Raw genomic sequence first — 16,005 nt, forward strand, 5'->3', positions numbered from 1 at the left:
AATAAGGGAGTAAATATACATGACGTTAACCGGCAAACAAAAGCGCTATCTTCGGTCGCTGGCCCATCACCTGGACTCGGTGTTCCAGGTAGGCAAGGGCGGAGTGAACGACCAACTGATCCGCCATATCGAGGAAGCGATCGAAAAACGCGAGCTGATGAAGATCAGCGTGCTGAACAACTGCGCCGAGGACCCGAAAGAGATCGGCGGTGAGCTGGCTGAACAGTCCGGCTCCGAACTGGTGCAGGTCATCGGGAAGACGATTGTCCTGTACAAGGAATCGCGCGACAACAAGACGATCGAGCTTCCGTAGACTGCAGGGCGGCACGGCAGGGGCAGTTGGCGGTACAGTGCCTTGTTCGGGCGAAGGACAGAAGGTAAGGAGGTGGGAGCGTGAAGGTTGGCATCATGGGCGGAACCTTCGATCCCATTCATAACGGCCATATGGTAGCTGCGGAGACCGCGAGGGACGCTTTCGGACTGGAAGAGATCTGGTTCATGCCTTCCCATATTCCGCCTCATAAACATGCGGCGGGCGTATCGGGAGAGGATCGGCTCGCCCTTGTCCGCGAGGCGATCCGGAACAACAGCGCCTTCCGCATTCTGGACTGGGAAATCGTACGAGGCGGCGTCTCTTACACGATCGATACGATTCGGATGCTTCAGGAGCGCTATCCTGAAGTTGAATTTTATTTTATTATCGGAGCCGATATGGTACAGTATCTGCCGAAGTGGAAGGATATCGACGAATTGGCCCGCCGTCTGACCTTCATCGGTCTATCCCGTCCGGGAATACCGCTGGATCTCGGGGCGCTTCCTTCGCATATCGCGGCGAGCGTCCGGCTGGCGGAGATGCCGGAGATCGGGATATCGTCCACGCTGATCAGGGAGCGTGCGGCTTCTGGACGGTCAATCCGGTATCTCGTCCCTGAGGCGGTATACGATTATGTGGTGAGGAGTGAGCTTTATGGAGTTCAGCCGTGAGGCACTGATTGAATCGGTATCATCCCAGATGCCCGAGAAGCGCTGGAAGCATACGCTTGGCGTCATGAAGACTTCGGTCGAATTGGCCGAGCGGTACGGAGGCGATCCGGAGCGGGCCGAGACTGCGGCGACCCTGCATGATGTGGCTAAATACTGGCCGGTGGAGCGCATGCGCGAAATTATCGAAGACAATGACCTGTCGGCCGAGCTTCTCCGCTATGACAAGCAGCTGTGGCATGCGGAGGTAGGAGCTTTCGTGGCAGAGAAAGAGTACGGTATTACCGACAGGGAGATTCTGGACGCCATCCGGTTCCATACCTCGGGCAGAGAAGGCATGACCTTAATGGACAAAATCGTCTGCCTGGCCGACTATATAGAACCTGGCCGCGATTTTCCGGGAGTTGACCGTATCCGTAAGCTGGCGAAATCGAGCCTCGAAGAAGGCCTTATCGCGGGCTTTGATTCGACGATCAGCCTGCTGCTGGAGAAGCGGAAGATTGTATTCCCGCTGACGCTGCTGTCAAGAAATGATTTAGTACGAGCATTGGAGGAAAAGGAATGACCATACAATCCAAGGAGCTGCTTCAGCTGACGCTGAATGCGGTTGAAGATAAAAAAGCAATGAACGTCGTGGCCCTGGATCTGCGCGGAGTTTCGCTGATCAGCGATTACTTCGTGATCTGTCACGGCAACTCGGATACGCAGGTGCAGGCGATTGCCACGGAGGTGCGCAAGGTTGCCCAGGAGGCGGGAACCGCTATCAAGGGCATCGAAGGCATGGATGCGGCCCGCTGGGTGCTAATGGACCTTGGCGATGTGGTCGTTCACATCTTCCACCGCGACGAGCGCGAATATTATAATATTGAACGTCTATGGTCCGACGCGAAGGTTGTGGAGACGGTATGAGCCTGATCGCCGGAACGATCGTCAAGCTGGAAGTAGCGAGGGAGGTTTCTCCTTACGGGTTCTTTCTGAACGCTGGCGACCAGGATGTGCTGCTGCACTATACAGAACTTACGGACAAGGTGAAGCCGGGCGACACGCTGGAAGTCTTCCTGTTCTTCGATACGGAGGACCGTCTGGCTGCCACCATGAAGAGGCCGTATTTAACACTTGGTGAAATGGCGCTGCTGCAAGTGGCAGACATTCACCCCCGGCTCGGCTGCTTCCTGGAGATGGGACTTGGACGCCAGCTTCTGCTGCCGATCCGCGAGCTTCCCGAGCTGAAGGAGCTTCACCCGCAGGTCGGCGACAGCGTATATGTCATCATGGAGCATGACAAGCAGGGCCGTCTGCGCGCCAAGCTTGCGGGCGAGCAGGAGCTGGCTCCGCTTGCCTTCCCGGCTCCTTCGAGCTGGAAGGGACAGTGGCTGAAGGCAAGAGTCTACAAGCCTCTGCAGATGGGAACCTTCGTCATCGTGGACGGAGGCGTGCTCGGATTCGGCGCCATCGGCATGATCCATTCCTCTGAGCGGCCGAGACTTCTGCGCTTGGGCGAGGAGTTTGAAGCCCGTGTGGCGCATATCCGCGAGGACGGCCGGGTGAACCTGTCCATGGCCCAGCGCAAGGAAGTGGGCCGTGATATGGACTCGACCCGGATACTTGAATTCCTTCAGAACCGGCCGGGCGGCGCGATGCCATACTCCGACGCAACGCCGCCGGATATTATCAAGCAGCGGTTCGGTATCAGCAAATCCGCTTTCAAGCGCGCACTCGGCAAGCTGATGAAGGAAGGGCTTATCACACAGAAAGAAAGCTGGACTTATTTGGCCCAAGACGGCAAGGGACAGCCTGACGGCGGGGGAACCGGCGGCGACTCCGCCCAATAAGCGAGGTATGGAAAGCGAAGTGTTGTCAAATGCCCTCGTACGGGAAATTTGCTTATGTGTATGATGAATTGATGGCGGACATGCCGTACCCGCGTTGGCTCGAGTTCGCGGAGACGGCATGGAAGCGGCTGGGGCGTCCGGAGACCGTGGCCGAGCTCGGCTGCGGGACCGGGAGCCTGACGATCCCGTTGACGGAGTCGGGCTACCACATGACAGGCATCGATCTGTCTGAGGATATGCTGGCTGTGGCCCGGCAGAAGCTGGAGGATCAGCCCCGGGGCCGCCGGTTCATGAGAGAAGGAAGCGTGCAGTGGATCAGGCAGGACATGAGAGACTGGGAGCTTCCCGAGAAAGTAGACGCCGTGATCTCCTTCTGCGATTGTCTGAATTATTTGCTCGAAGAAGAAGACATCACCGCTGTACTGCAGCGGACCTACGACGGTCTGAAACCGGGAGGCAGCTTCCTGTTCGATGTGCACCATCCCCGGACCCTGATTCGGTACGAAGAAGAGCAGCCTTTCATTTATGACGATCCGTCCGTGTCTTATATTTGGACCTGCGAAATGGATGTGCCCCGGCGGGAGATCGAGCATCACCTGTCCATCTTCGTTCAGGAGGAAGGCGACCGCTATCGCCGCTTCGAGGAGACTCATGTGCAGCGGGCGTATGATCCGGAGTGGATGAAGGAAGAACTGGCCAGAGCCGGCTTCCGGAATATTGAAGTCTATGCCGATTTCGAGTGGATTGCTGCCGGGGATGATGCGGAGCGGTTGTTCTATGTGGCGGTAAAATAATAATAAGCGACTGAAAAGCGTCTTTTAGACGCCGGGAGCTTACCAAGTAAAAAAGGGATATTCGCGGAGGCGAAAGCAGCGCCTTATCGGAATATCCCGTCTTTCAATCCTTAGCGATGCTCGATCAGGTCGATGGCGCCGAGCACAATATGCGCCAGTCCGAAGCCGAGCACGCCTGTTGCCGCCAGCTTGTACTTGCTGCCCAGAAAGGCCGCTCCCGAAGCAGTTACGACAGTACCAAGAACGGTTGGAATCAAACCTTCACGCATTTGAAACACTCCTTCTCGTTGGTTTGAAAGACAGGAGTTAGTGTGGATTGCCTACGCCGATTTTATACGGGTGCTTGTTTGGCACCGGAGCCATAGCCCGAACCGCCTTCTTTGCGGACACTGTAGAGATGCTCATCTCATCATTGTTGAAAAGGAGGCTTTTTGCGCGCACTGGCGCACGAAAAGACCATGTCCGGCATATTCCGGCATGGTCCTATCCTGGCAGCCATTGCTAAAGTGGTTATTCGGCGGTCGTAACTTTGGTCGGCTCGATATTCTCGACTTCATGTACGTCGTACAGCACACGGGCCAGTAGATCCTGACTGTAGTTGCCGAAATGCTTGCCATAGATCGTCAAGCCGCGCTTGTTGACGGATTGGTCCGTCACGGCGATCCGGAAGGTCAGCTCGCTGCGGTAATCCAGCTGAATTTTCTCCAGTGTGATATCCGAAATCCGGCAGCCATCGATGAAGCTGCCTTCGTTGTTGATCCGGATCAGCTTCAGCATGCCGTATTGATTCAGATGCGGCGGCCACCAATCCGGGTTAAAGGTTCCCCGAACATCGCCGAAATCGCCGGGGCTGGTCCAAAAGCCCAGCTCGACCCCGTTCAGATAGAAGTAAATGTCGGAGGGGTAATTGTTGGAGAAGCCGGGTGCTTCGGAGCCAAGCTCCAATGAGAATTGAATTTCCCGGAAGCTTTGATTCGCCTTCAAATAGTTCGGAATCCGGTATTCCAGAAAGCCCTCCGCCATCCAGACAATTTCCGAATTGATCCGCTGCGGGTCTGCGAAATAACGCGGCTCGTCAAAATCCCCGATAATGCTGTCCTTTGTAGCGAGGCCGCAAGTAGGAACCGCTGCGTAGTTGCTGTAATGCCCCACCTGAATTTCCACCTCATACAAATTGTCGACATCCTTGCTGCGCAGGTCGACCATGAGCCTGTCTTTGTTCAGATAACACACTTTCTGAATCCCGTGTTTACCGACCGAGGTGTTGATTTCGATCAGCCCGCTCTCCTCCAGCTTCTTAATATGCATGGTGATGGCGCCATTGCTCAAATTAAGCCGTTTGGCGATTTCGTTCAGATTCAATTCCTGGTTGGATGCGAGCATTTCAAGAATCTGTATGCGAATCTCAGAACTGAGCGCTTTAAAGATGTCGATTCCGCTCATTAAGTCTTTAATATAAATCATAATCTTTACCTTCTCCCGGTTACTTTGTGAAAAGTAATGTTTTAAATAATAATAAACTGATTTCGATAAAAAAGAAAGGTTACATTCACTTTTTGATGAGATAACACAATATATTCTAAAGATTTTACGATTTCCCTTGAATTTTGTTCATTTAATACATAAATATTTAAAACATAAAAGTATGAAAGGGCTTTAATGATTGAATCATATTTAAATATCTTAATTAACTTTATAAAAACATAAAATGATTCATATAAATTAGTTTACAGTACATCTTCTATATGTTATTTTATATCTGAAAGCGAATACATTCAAATGTTCTTTAATCAGTTAACAATAATATAAAGTGGAATCATCACTACCGTTAAGACGGCTCCGAATAAGTGAAGAAGGAGGCGTGCGATGTGAATACCTGGTCAATGTTTCCAGGAGCTTTTTCTGATCGTCTGGAGATTGTATCAAATATGGACGACAGATCACTTCCGGATAAGGAGCAGCTCTGGACAAGGCACGGCTAATATCTACATATCCTGGTCACCACGAGTTACGCTTTGAAGAATCCGATTACAGGAACTGGAATGAATTTATGTTATATATAATTATAAATTAAACTATTATTTATAGGTGTTCAACATGCCAATTTCACGCTAAAATTCTTAGTTTCGTCGATTATATTTAAATAAATATGAATTGTTTTATTAAAATAAGTTTACATGATTCAGTGGATGTGCTACTTTATGTGTAAGCGAATACATGAGCTTTTCGAAAAAACTCATTCATTTGTTAGTCAGAACTGCGGGTGTCAGTTCTTTACAATCAACCATGCGGTTCTTTCTATAAAGGCTTTGATGATTATTTATAGGAGGGGTTCTAGTGATTAAGAAAAAAGGTTGGATTACCCTGGCCTCATTATCGCTGGTGTTGTCCAGCATGCTTGCGGCGTGCGGCAGCAACAATTCGGCAAACGGCGGGGATACGGGAACACCGGGAGCTGCATCGACGGCTGCAGCAACCACGGCGGCGACAGACTCCGCGAAGAGCAATGAAAAAGTGGAAATCTCCATATCGACATGGGGGGCTTCCGATGAGCTTGCTGTATTTAAAGAAGTACTGAAAGGCTTTGAGGCTGCCAACCCCAATATCAAAGTGAAGCTGCTTCACATCCCGAATGACTACCCGACGAAGATGAATACGATGATTTCCGGCGGTACGGCGCCCGACGTGTTGTTCGTCTCTGATGGCGACTTCCCTCGTTGGGTGAAGCAAGGGGCTTTCCTGGATATCCAGGACCGGGTTGAGAAGAGTGACAAGATCGATGTGAATGACATGTGGGAAACCGGCTTGAACCGGTATAAATTTGACGGCAACAAAACGGGTACGGGCGACTTCTACGCACTGCCGAAGGATATTGGCCCTACCGTTATGTACTATAATAAAGAAATTTTCGATAAGTATGGAGTTTCATATCCAAGCGCCGACAAGCCTATGACCTGGGATGAAGCGCTTGCCATGTGGCAGAAGCTGACGGTTGATACCAACAATGACGGCAAAACGGATATCTACGGCTCCGGTCCGATCTGGTGGGAAGGCTACGTCTGGTCCAACGGCGGCAAAATCCTGAGCGATGACCGCAAGGAATTCACGCTGAATCAGCCGGAAGGCGCAGAAGCTCTGCAGCATATTTATGATCTGACCAACAAGTATAAAGTAGTACCGGACGCGCGTGTTCTGCAATCCATGAACGACGGTCAAATGTTTGAAGCCGGTAAACTGGCAACGATTACAGCCGGACGCTGGATGGTTCCGACCTACCGCAAGCTGAAATTTGACTGGGACGTAGCTCCAATCCCGGCTGCCAAGGAGCAGAATGAATGGAATACCGGCTGGTCCGGCTCGGTCGGATTCGGTATCAATGCCAAGACGAAGCACCCGGACGAAGCCTTCAAGCTGGTTGAGTACTTTGCGGGCACGGAAGGACAGACCAAGATGACGGAGCTGGGCTTCCAGATTCCGAACTTCAAGTCGATGTCCAATACGGATGTATTCCTGCAGAAGGGACAGAAGCCTGAGCACGCTGAAGTATTTATCAATGCAGCCAAGGGTGAAGGTCCCGGAATGTGGACGTATCTGCCGAACGGCAAGTGGAGCGATACGCTGAACCAGGCATTGGGAACATACTGGAAAGGCACACAAAGTGCCCAGGACTTCCTGAACGACCTGAAACCGAAAGTCGACGCCGCGATCAAGCAGGGGAACCCTGAACTCTTTAAATAAAAGGCTTATCAACTGAAATACATTAGAACTGCACTGCGTGCTTAAGCGCAGTGCAGCTTCTTTGGAGGGATTTATATTATGATAAACAGCACATCGGCGGGCGCCGCCAAGGCACTCTCTATTAAGCCCACCAAGAAGAGATTCAAGAAGCAGATGCTTTGGGGCTATCTGTTTGTGGCTCCGCCATTTATCGGGATGGCCATCTTCTTGCTCTATCCGCTTCTGTCCTCTTTATATATCAGTTTCTCGAAGTATGATTTCAGCACTTCTCCCCAGTTCATCGGCGCGGACAACTACACCCGGATGCTGTTTCATGATCCTCTTATTTGGAAGACCTTGGGGAATACATTCTACGCAGCGCTGGGCGTGCCGATCGGGATGGCAGTATCTTTGTTTATCGCCCTCTTGCTGAACCAGAAGATCAAGGGAAGAAACTTCTTCCGGCTGATGTTCTTCCTTCCGACCATTTGCTCGGTTGTGGCCATTACGCTGATGTGGCAGTGGATCTTCAACTCGGATTATGGCCTGCTGAACTATTTCCTGAGTCTCTTGCATATTCAGGGTCCGGCTTGGCTGACCGATGAACACTGGTCGATGCCGGCCATGATCATTCAAGGGGTGTGGGGAGGACTCGGCGTTAACATTATTCTTTATCTGTCTTCGCTAGGTAATGTTCCTACCCAACTATACGAAGCCGCCAAGGTTGACGGAGCGGGAGCCTGGGTCAGATTCCGCCATATTACGCTTCCTGGTATTTCTCCAATCACCTTTTTCATTCTCGTGACCTCTCTGATCGGAGCGCTTCAGGACTTTACGCGCTTTATCATCATGACGGCCGGCGGTCCGAACTATTCGACTACCACAATCGTCTACTATCTCTATTCACAGGCGTTCCAGTACAGCGACATGGGATTCGCCTCCGCAATCGCCTGGTTCGTGGCTTTCATAATTATGATAATCACTTTGATCAATTTCGTAGCATCCCGAAAATGGGTTCACTACAACTAACGGAAGGGGGATCTATATGAGCAGTATTAGTGCAGGCAATTCCAATTATTCGGCCGAACGGAAATTCAGTCTCAAAAGTGTCTTAGGCAAAGTCATGGTGTACATTTTGCTGATTCTCGGCGGTATTGCGATGGCTGTCCCTTTCTTGTGGATGCTGTCCACATCCTTGAAAGATGAAGGATCGGTCTTCTCGATTCCCCCGCAGTGGATTCCAAGTCCGGTCGTGTGGGAGAATTACAAGCTGCTGTTCGAGAAGGTAAATATGGTTCAAGGCTTCACGAACACCATGATGATCATCATTCCGACGATTGCCATCGGCTTATTCGTTTCGGCACTGGCAGGTTACGGCTTCGCGAAGCAGACATTCCTTGGCCGCGACAAGTTATTCACCGTTCTGCTCGGAACGATCATGATCCCGGGCACGGTAACGATGATTCCCGCCTTTATCATGTTCAAAAATTTCGGTTGGGTGGACAGCTGGAAGCCCCTGATGATTCCGGGAATGTTCGGCGCGCCGATGGTTATCTTTTTTCTGCGGCAATTCTTTATGACCATTCCGAACGAGCTTGAGGAAGCAGCGAGAATCGACGGGATGAATCCATTCGGTATCTTTATGAAAATCATGGTTCCCCTGGCCAAGCCGGCGATCATGACCCAGGCCGTACTTTCCTTCAACGGTTCTTATAACGACTATCTGGGACCCTTGATTTACTTGAATTCTCCAGAGAAATGGACGCTTCAGCTGGAGCTGGCTTCCTTGAGCTCTTATTATTCGTCCGAATGGACCTATATTATGGCCGGCTCGGTACTGGCTCTGCTGCCGACGCTGCTGCTCTTTGCATTCCTGCAAAGATATTTCATTGAAGGCATCGCGCTGACAGGCATTAAGGGATAGCTGAAAGATAAATAAAGAAGCAGGATAGGAGAGGTTATGGATGGCGAGGATCAAGGTGGTCATCAATGCCGATATTGGAAAAGGAAAGATTAACCGCAACATTTACGGGCAGTTTGCCGAGCATTTGGGCCGCTGTATTTATGAAGGCATCTGGGTGGGCGAGGATTCACCGATCGGGAATACGGACGGCATGCGGAATGACGTTCTGGCCGCGCTGAAGAATTTGAATATTCCGGTTCTGCGCTGGCCGGGCGGCTGTTTTGCCGACGAATACCACTGGAAAGACGGCATTGGGCCGAAGGAGAACCGCAAGCGGATGGTCAATACGCACTGGGGAGGCGTCGTGGAGAACAACCACTTCGGGACGCATGAATTCTTCCGGCTGTGTGAGCTGCTTGATGCGGAGCCGTATATTTGCGGCAATGTGGGGAGCGGGACTGTTCAGGAAATGTCCGAATGGGTCGAATATATGACCTTTGACGGCGAATCGCCGATGGCTGGCTGGCGGCAGGAGAACGGCAGGGAGGAGCCCTGGAAGCTGAAATATTTCGGTGTAGGGAACGAGAACTGGGGCTGCGGCGGCAATATGCGGCCTGAGTATTATGCCGACCTGTACCGCCGTTATCAGACCTATGTAAGAAATTATGGGGATAATCGTATTTACCGGATCGCCGGCGGAGCGAACATTGATGATTACCGGTGGACGGAAGTGCTGATGCGCGAGGCTGGACATCTGATGGACGGACTCAGCCTGCATTACTATACCATCCCTGGCAGTTGGGAAGAGAAGCGTCATGCGCTTGGATTTGATGAAGCGGGATGGTTCGAGACTATGAAGAAGTCCTACTATATGGATGAACTTATAACCCGTCATTCCGGCATTATGGATCGGTACGATCCGGACAAGCGAGTGGGATTGATTATAGATGAATGGGGAACCTGGTTCCTGGTCGAGCCCGGAAGCAACCCCGGATTTCTGTATCAGCAAAATACCGTCCGGGACGCGCTGGTGGCCGCTCTGCATCTACATATTTTCCATAACCATAACGATCGGGTGCAGATGACGAACATCGCTCAGATGGTCAATGTGCTGCAGGCGATGATTTTGACTGAGGGACCGCGCATGGTCCTGACGCCGACGTATCATGTCTTTGAAATGTTCAAGGTGCACCAGGATGCGGAGCTCCTTGATTTCAATGCCTGCTGCGGAACTTACAGTCTTGACGGGGAATCACTTCCTCAGGTTAGCGTCTCGGCTTCCCGTGACGCAAGCGGAAGCATACACATCACAATGTGCAATATCGATCCGAACCATGAGGCTGTTATTCAGGTGGACATCCGGGGAACGGAATTGCCGGCTGTATCTTCTGGTGTCATTTTGGCCGGACAGCATATGGAGGATCATAACGATTTCCAGCAGCCGGATAAGGTGAAGCCCGAGAGCTTCGACGGCTTCCGTGTTGATGGGTCCGCGCTAACGGTTACGCTGCCTCCAATGTCGGTAGCCCTTATCAAGCTGTAAACGAAACGGCAGCCATTCGCTAATCTGGAATTAAAGGAGAAGTCGCATATGTCGAACACCGATTTCAACAATCCGCTGGTTGAGCAGCGCGCAGATCCGTGGATCTATAAACATGTTGATGGCTATTATTATTTCACCGCATCGGTTCCGGAATATGACCGGATCGAAGTCCGGCGGGCACGCACGTTGGAAGAGCTGGCCTCGGCGGAACCATCTGTCGCCTGGCGCAAGTATGAGACGGGACCGCTCAGCGCCAATATATGGGCTCCGGAAATCCATTATACGGACGGTAAATGGTACATCTACTTCGCGGCGGCCCGGACGACCGAGACGAATGACGGTCTGTTCGATCATCGTATGTTCGCGCTGGAGAATGAATCACAGAACCCTCTGGAAGGAACCTGGGTGGAGAAGGGACAGGTCAAGACAGCCTGGGAATCCTTCGCACTGGACGCCACAAGCTTCGAGCATAAGGGCAAGCTCTATTATGTCTGGGCGCAGAAGGACCCGGATATTCCGGGGAACTCCAATCTCTACATCTCCGAGATGTCCAATCCTTGGACGCTGACGGGCAAGCAGACGATGATCACGAAGCCTGAATATGACTGGGAAACCATCGGATTCAGCGTCAATGAAGGCCCGGCGGTTCTCAAACGGAACGGCCGGATCTTCATGACCTTCTCCGCAAGCGCGACTGACTTCAATTACTGCATGGGCCTCTTGTGGGCCGATGAAGACGCCGACCTGCTGGAGGCATCTTCCTGGAACAAGCTGTCTCATCCCGTGTTCACCACCAACGAGGAGAACGGGCAATACGGGCCGGGTCATAACAGCTTTACTGTCGGTGAGAACGGGGAAGATATTCTGATCTACCATGCCCGGAATTATAAGGAGATCGTCGGCGACCCTCTGTACGATCCGAACCGGCATACCCGCGCGCAAGTCTTCGGCTGGAACGAGGAAGGCTTGCCCGTATTCGGCATACCGGTTAAGGATAGCGCAGCGAAATAATGACGCACATCGCAACGAAAGCTCAGTCTGGCTCTCCAGACAAGCAGCAATGAAAAGTCCATAACAGCACACGAGGCTGCTTCCGCAAGTCATCCTGGGATGACCGGAAGCAGCCTCGTATTGTATCGGTTCAATGAATTAAGGAATGTACTGTTGAACAATCGAAGTAATCTCGCCATTCTCAATGGTCAGGTGGTAAGGGAATGAACTTAGGTCGATTACATCGGTTTTGGCAAAAGCCTTCAAGAAAGCATCCAGTGTAACTGGTTCGTTCCATTTGATATCCAAATCCCCCGGATTGCCGGTGTGGTCGTAGATCTGCATCGTGACAGTGGCGTTTGGAGCGATCGGGTATTGAGTCAGCGCATTGCTGTCATTGACAATGTAATAGTCGTCGGGAGTTCCGCCCAACTCGGCATAGGACTCAGGCTCGCGCTCCGCAAATACGCGGTTGGCTTCCGCGCCTTGATACCAGTTGATCTCATCTGCCGTCAAGAGTGTGCCATCGCCCGAGGACTTGAGGGAGTGAATATACACCGTAATATGCTGCTCTTCGGCGCCGCTCTGAGCGACAGCCTGGCTGCCAAGCGAACTGGTCCCACCTGTGAGAGACAGAATCAGCAGCAACAGGGCAGGCAGTACAAACATTTTGATTCTTTTCATCTTGACGATCCCCCTTGGCTTCAAAAAAGCACGGTATAAGGCTATATACCCACTATATTATTTCTTAAACTGTGCTTGTATACCTTCTAACGTGCCAGGGGGAAAAAGGTTGCAGAAATTTCCGGCTGCTTGGTCTCAATGCCGGATTTTTTTGTATTCGTTCGGCGTCACGCCGACCATTCGCTTGAACAATTTATTGAAGTAGGCCGGATCGGGATAGCCAACCTCGGCTCCGATTTTGTGAACCTTCATTCCGGGAGAGCTGCGGAGCAGCTGCTTCGCTTTTCTGATCCGGATTTCTGTAATGTATTCGGTCAGCGTCAGCCCTGTTTCCTGCTTGAACAGCTTGCTCAGGTAGCTGGGTGTCAAATACACCATGCCTGCCAGTGCTCCAAGCTCGGCATGCTGGCTGTAGTTGGCCGAGAGCCAGCGTTTGATATGCTCGACGGCATTGCCGCCCATTTCCTGCCGAAGCTTGCGAATTTCATCCAGGGTTCCTTCGAGGGCTGCGCGGAACTGCCGTTCAATTTCGCTGATGCTCATACCGGAAGCCAGAGAACGTTCCAACTGTTCGACCTGCTCTCTTCCGAGCAGTGAATCGAACTCCTGAAACTCCGTGGCTGCTGTATCCAGAACAGACCGGCACATCTGAAGGATATCCTCCATCCCGGCCCGGCGGCTTTGGAGTGAGGCGAATTCCTGGTGTATCCACTCGACGACCTGGCTGATATGAAGCATTTGAAGGTCTTCCCGAAGGACCTCCCAATCTCCGCCGGGCCGGCGAAGACCTGACTCTTCTCTGGGCGGCAGATCGCCATGTCCTGCGAAGAAGAAAGGGGACTCGCTGTAAATGCCGAGGTCGCGAGCTTTCTCAGCTTCGGCGAACGCGGCCTTCAGCTCGCTTATTTCGGCCCCTGCACGGCTTGCACCGACATGAACGGATCTGCCGAAGCTTACGGACAGAAGCGGGGAGCTGGCACTCCGGATTTCGGCGGCGCTAGGCTCCTTGCTGAAGTAGGCGATCCATACCTGCTGGCGGTCGCCAAGAGGGAGGCAGTCCGCCGTCTCATCGGCCGTTCGCCAATTGTCCGTTCCTTCCTTCAGGGTGCCGGGCGAGTCACATTTCTGGACATACACTACAAAATAGGGGGCCGGCAGAGCGAAACCGGGAGGCAGAACCTCCGTAAAGACATCGCTGTGCAGGCAGGAATCCAGAAGACGCTCGCGCAGCTGCTTCTCTTTCGCGCCGGCTAGCAGCTTTTCCCTGTCCAGACGGTGAAGAAGCTCCAGCAGCTGCTCCTTGTCGATCGGCTTGAGCAGATAGTCCACGGCGGCGTAGCGGATAGCCTCCTGGGCGTAGCTGAACTCGGTGAAGCCGCTCATGATAATGCAGCGTATATCGGGCTGCTCGTTCTTCAGCTCGCGGATCAGTGCAAGCCCATCCACCTCGGGCATCCGTATATCCGTGAGTACCACGTCCACCGGCTCTTCGGCGATCAGCTCGAGAGCTTCCCGCCCATTGGAGCAGCTGCCGGCTACCCGGAAGCCGCTCTCCCTTCCGATAATGCGGGATAGTCCGTCTCTAATGAACACTTCATCGTCAACGACAAGTATGCTTAACAAAGAATCCCTCCTCTAACGAATGGGAAGAACAAGGTCCGTGTCGCTTGGTGTGCTGTCCAGCTTGAGCCGCAGGGTCACGCAGGTTCCGATTCCCGGCCGGCTCCATACTTGAATGCCGGAAGATTCGCCGTAGTGAAGTTTGATTCGCTCATTCACATTATGCAGCCCGATGCCGAATCTGCTGGAGGATGCCGTGTTGATCAGGCTGTAATTCAAATGCTTTAAGGTCTCGGCATCCATGCCGACTCCGTCGTCGTCAACGCGCAGCAGCACGTACTCTTCCTCATAGCGCGCCGTTATTTTGACGTTCCCAAGCCCTTGCTTCGGCTCAAGACCGTGAAAGACGGCGTTCTCCACGATCGGCTGGAACACCAGCTTCAGAATCGGCAGATTCATCAGATCTTCGGGGACGTCCACAAGCAGGCTGTATTTATCGGGAAACCGGATTTGCAGCAGATTAAAATAATTGCGGACATGCTCAAGCTCCTGCCGGACGGTTACGGACTCATCATTTCGGGTGATGCTGTATCTCATCTGCTGTCCCAGCAGATAGGTAAGCTTCGCAATCTGGGTGTCGTCACGGCTCTCCGCCAGCATGCGGATCGACTCCAGCGTATTATAGAAAAAGTGCGGGTTGATCTGGTTCTGCAGAGCTCGCATATCGGCTTTCTGTTTGCGTTTCTCCGTCTGTTTCACTTCGCTCAGCAGGTCGCGGATACGGATAATCATCCGGTTGAAGTGGGTCCCCAGCATCCCGATTTCATCGTTGTAGCGGGGGTGAATCCATACATCCAGATTGCCGTGCTGAACTTGCTTCATCAGGCGGATCATGGATTTCAACGGGCGCGTCAGTGCGTAAGAGAACAAGGTTGCAACGAACAGGGCGAAGGACAGAATGAGAAGATTCGTCACAAGCTGCTTCATGCGGTTCTGCTTAATTCCCGACAAAATGCTCGATAGCGGTATGTCGACGGCCGTAATCCATCCGGTCTGCGAGGAAACGTAATAGGCGGTGAGATAGCGCTCGCCGTTCCTCGTATACTCATAACTTCCACTTGATGATCCTGCGTGAGACAGCAGCGCCTGGAGCTGATCGGAAGAAGAGCCGTCTCCGCTGGCGTATACCAGCTTGCCCTTATTATCCACGATAATAGAGCGACCTAGCGTTACCGAATCGACGGATTTCAGAATGTCCCGGAACATATTGATATCGATGTCAAAAATGATCATGCCGATGTCATCCAGCGTGCTGGTGGACCGGACGGTTCGCAGTACGCTGAATACTTCCCGGCTGTCGCCTAGATTAACGTCAATGGTATGCCGTCCCTCCAGAACAGGAGAGGTTCCGACATTCTTCAACATGGACTTCCAGCGCGGAAGCTGGTCATCGGTGTTCAGTTGGTTGATACCTACCATTTTGTAGAAAAAGGCGGAGTCAAAACTGTCTACCAGGTAGACAGCGGTAATCTCCTGTTTCGTATGAAAAAGATAGTCCAAAAACTTGCCGATGCTTACATTCTTGTCCCAATCCGTATACCGCTGCTCCATATAATACTGGACGTCGGTATTGTAGAGAGGAAGCAGCGTCGACCCTTTTAAATCCGCGATATAGCGGTCAACGGTAACTCCCGCGTTAGTCGTCATCTGCTCGGCATTGGCCGTAGCGTTGCGCAGAGTAGTCTTATTCATCGAATGAGCAGACAGATAGCTTACATAAGTAATAGGCAAGGACAGCAGGAAGATAAAGATGACAATCAGTTTTTTCTCCATGGACAGGTTGGCGAGGAATATCCAACATCTCTGTATGAGCTTGCCGAACCAAGTAATCATGGGCTGACGGTCCTTTCCAGCAAAATGTATGCCGTACTTGGTCTTGAATCAACGAGAAACGGTTGCCCAAGTCCCATTGATGCAGGACAGGGCAGCCGTTTCAGTAAA

General features: G+C 52.1%; 16 protein-coding genes. 11 read left to right on the plus strand and 5 right to left on the minus strand.

Going from position 1 to position 16,005, the window contains the following annotated elements; translation table 11 throughout:
• The first annotated feature begins 19 nt into the window (after positions 1-19).
• The 6 genes from yhbY (at position 20) to PSTEL_RS07920 (ending at position 3,607) form a co-directional block, all read left to right on the plus strand.
• The gene (gene yhbY / locus PSTEL_RS07895) at positions 20-313 is read left to right on the plus strand and encodes a ribosome assembly RNA-binding protein YhbY (protein WP_038694551.1); all 294 of its coding nucleotides are present in this window, start codon (positions 20-22) and stop codon (positions 311-313) included.
• An 80-nt stretch (positions 314-393) separates the two neighbouring features.
• The gene (nadD, locus tag PSTEL_RS07900; RefSeq protein ID WP_038694552.1) at positions 394-984 is read left to right on the plus strand and encodes a nicotinate-nucleotide adenylyltransferase; all 591 of its coding nucleotides are present in this window, start codon (positions 394-396) and stop codon (positions 982-984) included.
• Complete coding sequence (gene yqeK / locus PSTEL_RS07905) at positions 968-1,546, plus strand: bis(5'-nucleosyl)-tetraphosphatase (symmetrical) YqeK (protein WP_038694553.1); 579 nt, start codon at positions 968-970, stop codon at positions 1,544-1,546. Before nadD ends, yqeK begins: the two co-directional genes overlap by 17 nt.
• A complete protein-coding gene (gene rsfS / locus PSTEL_RS07910; protein WP_038694554.1) occupies positions 1,543-1,890 on the plus strand; it encodes a ribosome silencing factor in 348 nt (115 codons plus the stop codon). The genes yqeK and rsfS overlap by 4 nt, the downstream gene beginning before the upstream one ends.
• Positions 1,887-2,813: a CvfB family protein gene (locus PSTEL_RS07915; protein WP_038694556.1), complete on the plus strand. Its 927-nt coding sequence runs from the start codon at positions 1,887-1,889 to the stop codon at positions 2,811-2,813. The genes rsfS and PSTEL_RS07915 overlap by 4 nt, the downstream gene beginning before the upstream one ends.
• Before the next feature lie 29 nt (positions 2,814-2,842).
• Positions 2,843-3,607, plus strand: a complete 765-nt coding sequence (locus tag PSTEL_RS07920) for a class I SAM-dependent DNA methyltransferase (RefSeq protein ID WP_038694557.1) — start codon at positions 2,843-2,845, stop codon at positions 3,605-3,607.
• Between the two features lie 110 nt (positions 3,608-3,717).
• Here PSTEL_RS07920 and PSTEL_RS07925 read toward each other — a convergent pair whose 3' ends face one another.
• Positions 3,718-3,876, minus strand: coding sequence for a hypothetical protein (locus PSTEL_RS07925; protein WP_038694558.1), 159 nt, complete (start codon positions 3,874-3,876; stop codon positions 3,718-3,720).
• Positions 3,877-4,117: 241 nt separating this feature from the next.
• Entirely contained in the window at positions 4,118-5,071 is a 954-nt protein-coding gene (locus PSTEL_RS07930; RefSeq protein ID WP_038694559.1) for an ArsR/SmtB family transcription factor, read from the minus strand.
• A gap of 873 nt (positions 5,072-5,944) precedes the next feature.
• On the opposite strand from PSTEL_RS07930, the gene PSTEL_RS07935 reads away from it, so the two are divergent.
• The 5 genes from PSTEL_RS07935 (at position 5,945) to PSTEL_RS07955 (ending at position 11,781) form a co-directional block, all read left to right on the plus strand.
• Entirely contained in the window at positions 5,945-7,345 is a 1,401-nt protein-coding gene (locus PSTEL_RS07935; protein ID WP_245625105.1) for an ABC transporter substrate-binding protein, read from the plus strand.
• 78 nt (positions 7,346-7,423) lie between these two features.
• Positions 7,424-8,353, plus strand: a complete 930-nt coding sequence (locus tag PSTEL_RS07940) for a carbohydrate ABC transporter permease (protein WP_179944919.1) — start codon at positions 7,424-7,426, stop codon at positions 8,351-8,353.
• A gap of 16 nt (positions 8,354-8,369) precedes the next feature.
• Positions 8,370-9,248: a carbohydrate ABC transporter permease gene (locus PSTEL_RS07945; RefSeq protein ID WP_038694560.1), complete on the plus strand. Its 879-nt coding sequence runs from the start codon at positions 8,370-8,372 to the stop codon at positions 9,246-9,248.
• A gap of 40 nt (positions 9,249-9,288) precedes the next feature.
• Positions 9,289-10,770 (plus strand): alpha-N-arabinofuranosidase, encoded by a 1,482-nt coding sequence (locus PSTEL_RS07950; protein WP_038694562.1) that lies wholly within the window; start codon positions 9,289-9,291, stop codon positions 10,768-10,770.
• A 48-nt stretch (positions 10,771-10,818) separates the two neighbouring features.
• Positions 10,819-11,781 (plus strand): glycoside hydrolase family 43 protein, encoded by a 963-nt coding sequence (locus tag PSTEL_RS07955; RefSeq protein WP_038694563.1) that lies wholly within the window; start codon positions 10,819-10,821, stop codon positions 11,779-11,781.
• 138 nt (positions 11,782-11,919) lie between these two features.
• Here PSTEL_RS07955 and PSTEL_RS07960 read toward each other — a convergent pair whose 3' ends face one another.
• The 3 genes from PSTEL_RS07960 to PSTEL_RS07970 form a co-directional block, all read right to left on the minus strand.
• Positions 11,920-12,444, minus strand: a complete 525-nt coding sequence (locus PSTEL_RS07960) for a hypothetical protein (RefSeq protein ID WP_038694564.1) — start codon at positions 12,442-12,444, stop codon at positions 11,920-11,922.
• A gap of 135 nt (positions 12,445-12,579) precedes the next feature.
• On the minus strand, positions 12,580-14,067 hold the full coding sequence (locus tag PSTEL_RS07965) for a response regulator (RefSeq protein ID WP_038694565.1): 1,488 nt from the start codon (positions 14,065-14,067) through the stop codon (positions 12,580-12,582).
• Between the two features lie 12 nt (positions 14,068-14,079).
• A complete protein-coding gene (locus PSTEL_RS07970; protein WP_245625106.1) occupies positions 14,080-15,837 on the minus strand; it encodes a cache domain-containing sensor histidine kinase in 1,758 nt (585 codons plus the stop codon).
• Positions 15,838-16,005: the final 168 nt, after the last annotated feature.

Origin of the sequence: Paenibacillus stellifer (assembly GCF_000758685.1) — a bacterium.
In the GTDB taxonomy this organism is placed as follows: domain Bacteria; phylum Bacillota; class Bacilli; order Paenibacillales; family Paenibacillaceae; genus Paenibacillus_AQ; species Paenibacillus_AQ stellifer.

What these genes read in the sequence shown, in the direction of transcription:
- yhbY (WP_038694551.1), top strand. Translation starts at nt 20, where the DNA reads ATGACGTTAACCGGCAAACAAAAGCGCTATCTTCGGTCGCTGGCCCAT.
- yqeK (WP_038694553.1), top strand. Translation starts at nt 968, where the DNA reads ATGGAGTTCAGCCGTGAGGCACTGATTGAATCGGTATCATCCCAGATG.
- rsfS (WP_038694554.1), top strand. Translation starts at nt 1,543, where the DNA reads ATGACCATACAATCCAAGGAGCTGCTTCAGCTGACGCTGAATGCGGTT.
- PSTEL_RS07915 (WP_038694556.1), top strand. Translation starts at nt 1,887, where the DNA reads ATGAGCCTGATCGCCGGAACGATCGTCAAGCTGGAAGTAGCGAGGGAG.
- PSTEL_RS07920 (WP_038694557.1), top strand. Translation starts at nt 2,843, where the DNA reads ATGCCCTCGTACGGGAAATTTGCTTATGTGTATGATGAATTGATGGCG.
- PSTEL_RS07925 (WP_038694558.1), bottom strand. Translation starts at nt 3,876, where the DNA reads ATGCGTGAAGGTTTGATTCCAACCGTTCTTGGTACTGTCGTAACTGCT.
- PSTEL_RS07930 (WP_038694559.1), bottom strand. Translation starts at nt 5,071, where the DNA reads ATGATTTATATTAAAGACTTAATGAGCGGAATCGACATCTTTAAAGCG.
- PSTEL_RS07940 (WP_179944919.1), top strand. Translation starts at nt 7,424, where the DNA reads ATGATAAACAGCACATCGGCGGGCGCCGCCAAGGCACTCTCTATTAAG.
- PSTEL_RS07945 (WP_038694560.1), top strand. Translation starts at nt 8,370, where the DNA reads ATGAGCAGTATTAGTGCAGGCAATTCCAATTATTCGGCCGAACGGAAA.
- PSTEL_RS07950 (WP_038694562.1), top strand. Translation starts at nt 9,289, where the DNA reads ATGGCGAGGATCAAGGTGGTCATCAATGCCGATATTGGAAAAGGAAAG.
- PSTEL_RS07955 (WP_038694563.1), top strand. Translation starts at nt 10,819, where the DNA reads ATGTCGAACACCGATTTCAACAATCCGCTGGTTGAGCAGCGCGCAGAT.
- PSTEL_RS07960 (WP_038694564.1), bottom strand. Translation starts at nt 12,444, where the DNA reads ATGAAAAGAATCAAAATGTTTGTACTGCCTGCCCTGTTGCTGCTGATT.
- PSTEL_RS07970 (WP_245625106.1), bottom strand. Translation starts at nt 15,837, where the DNA reads ATGGAGAAAAAACTGATTGTCATCTTTATCTTCCTGCTGTCCTTGCCT.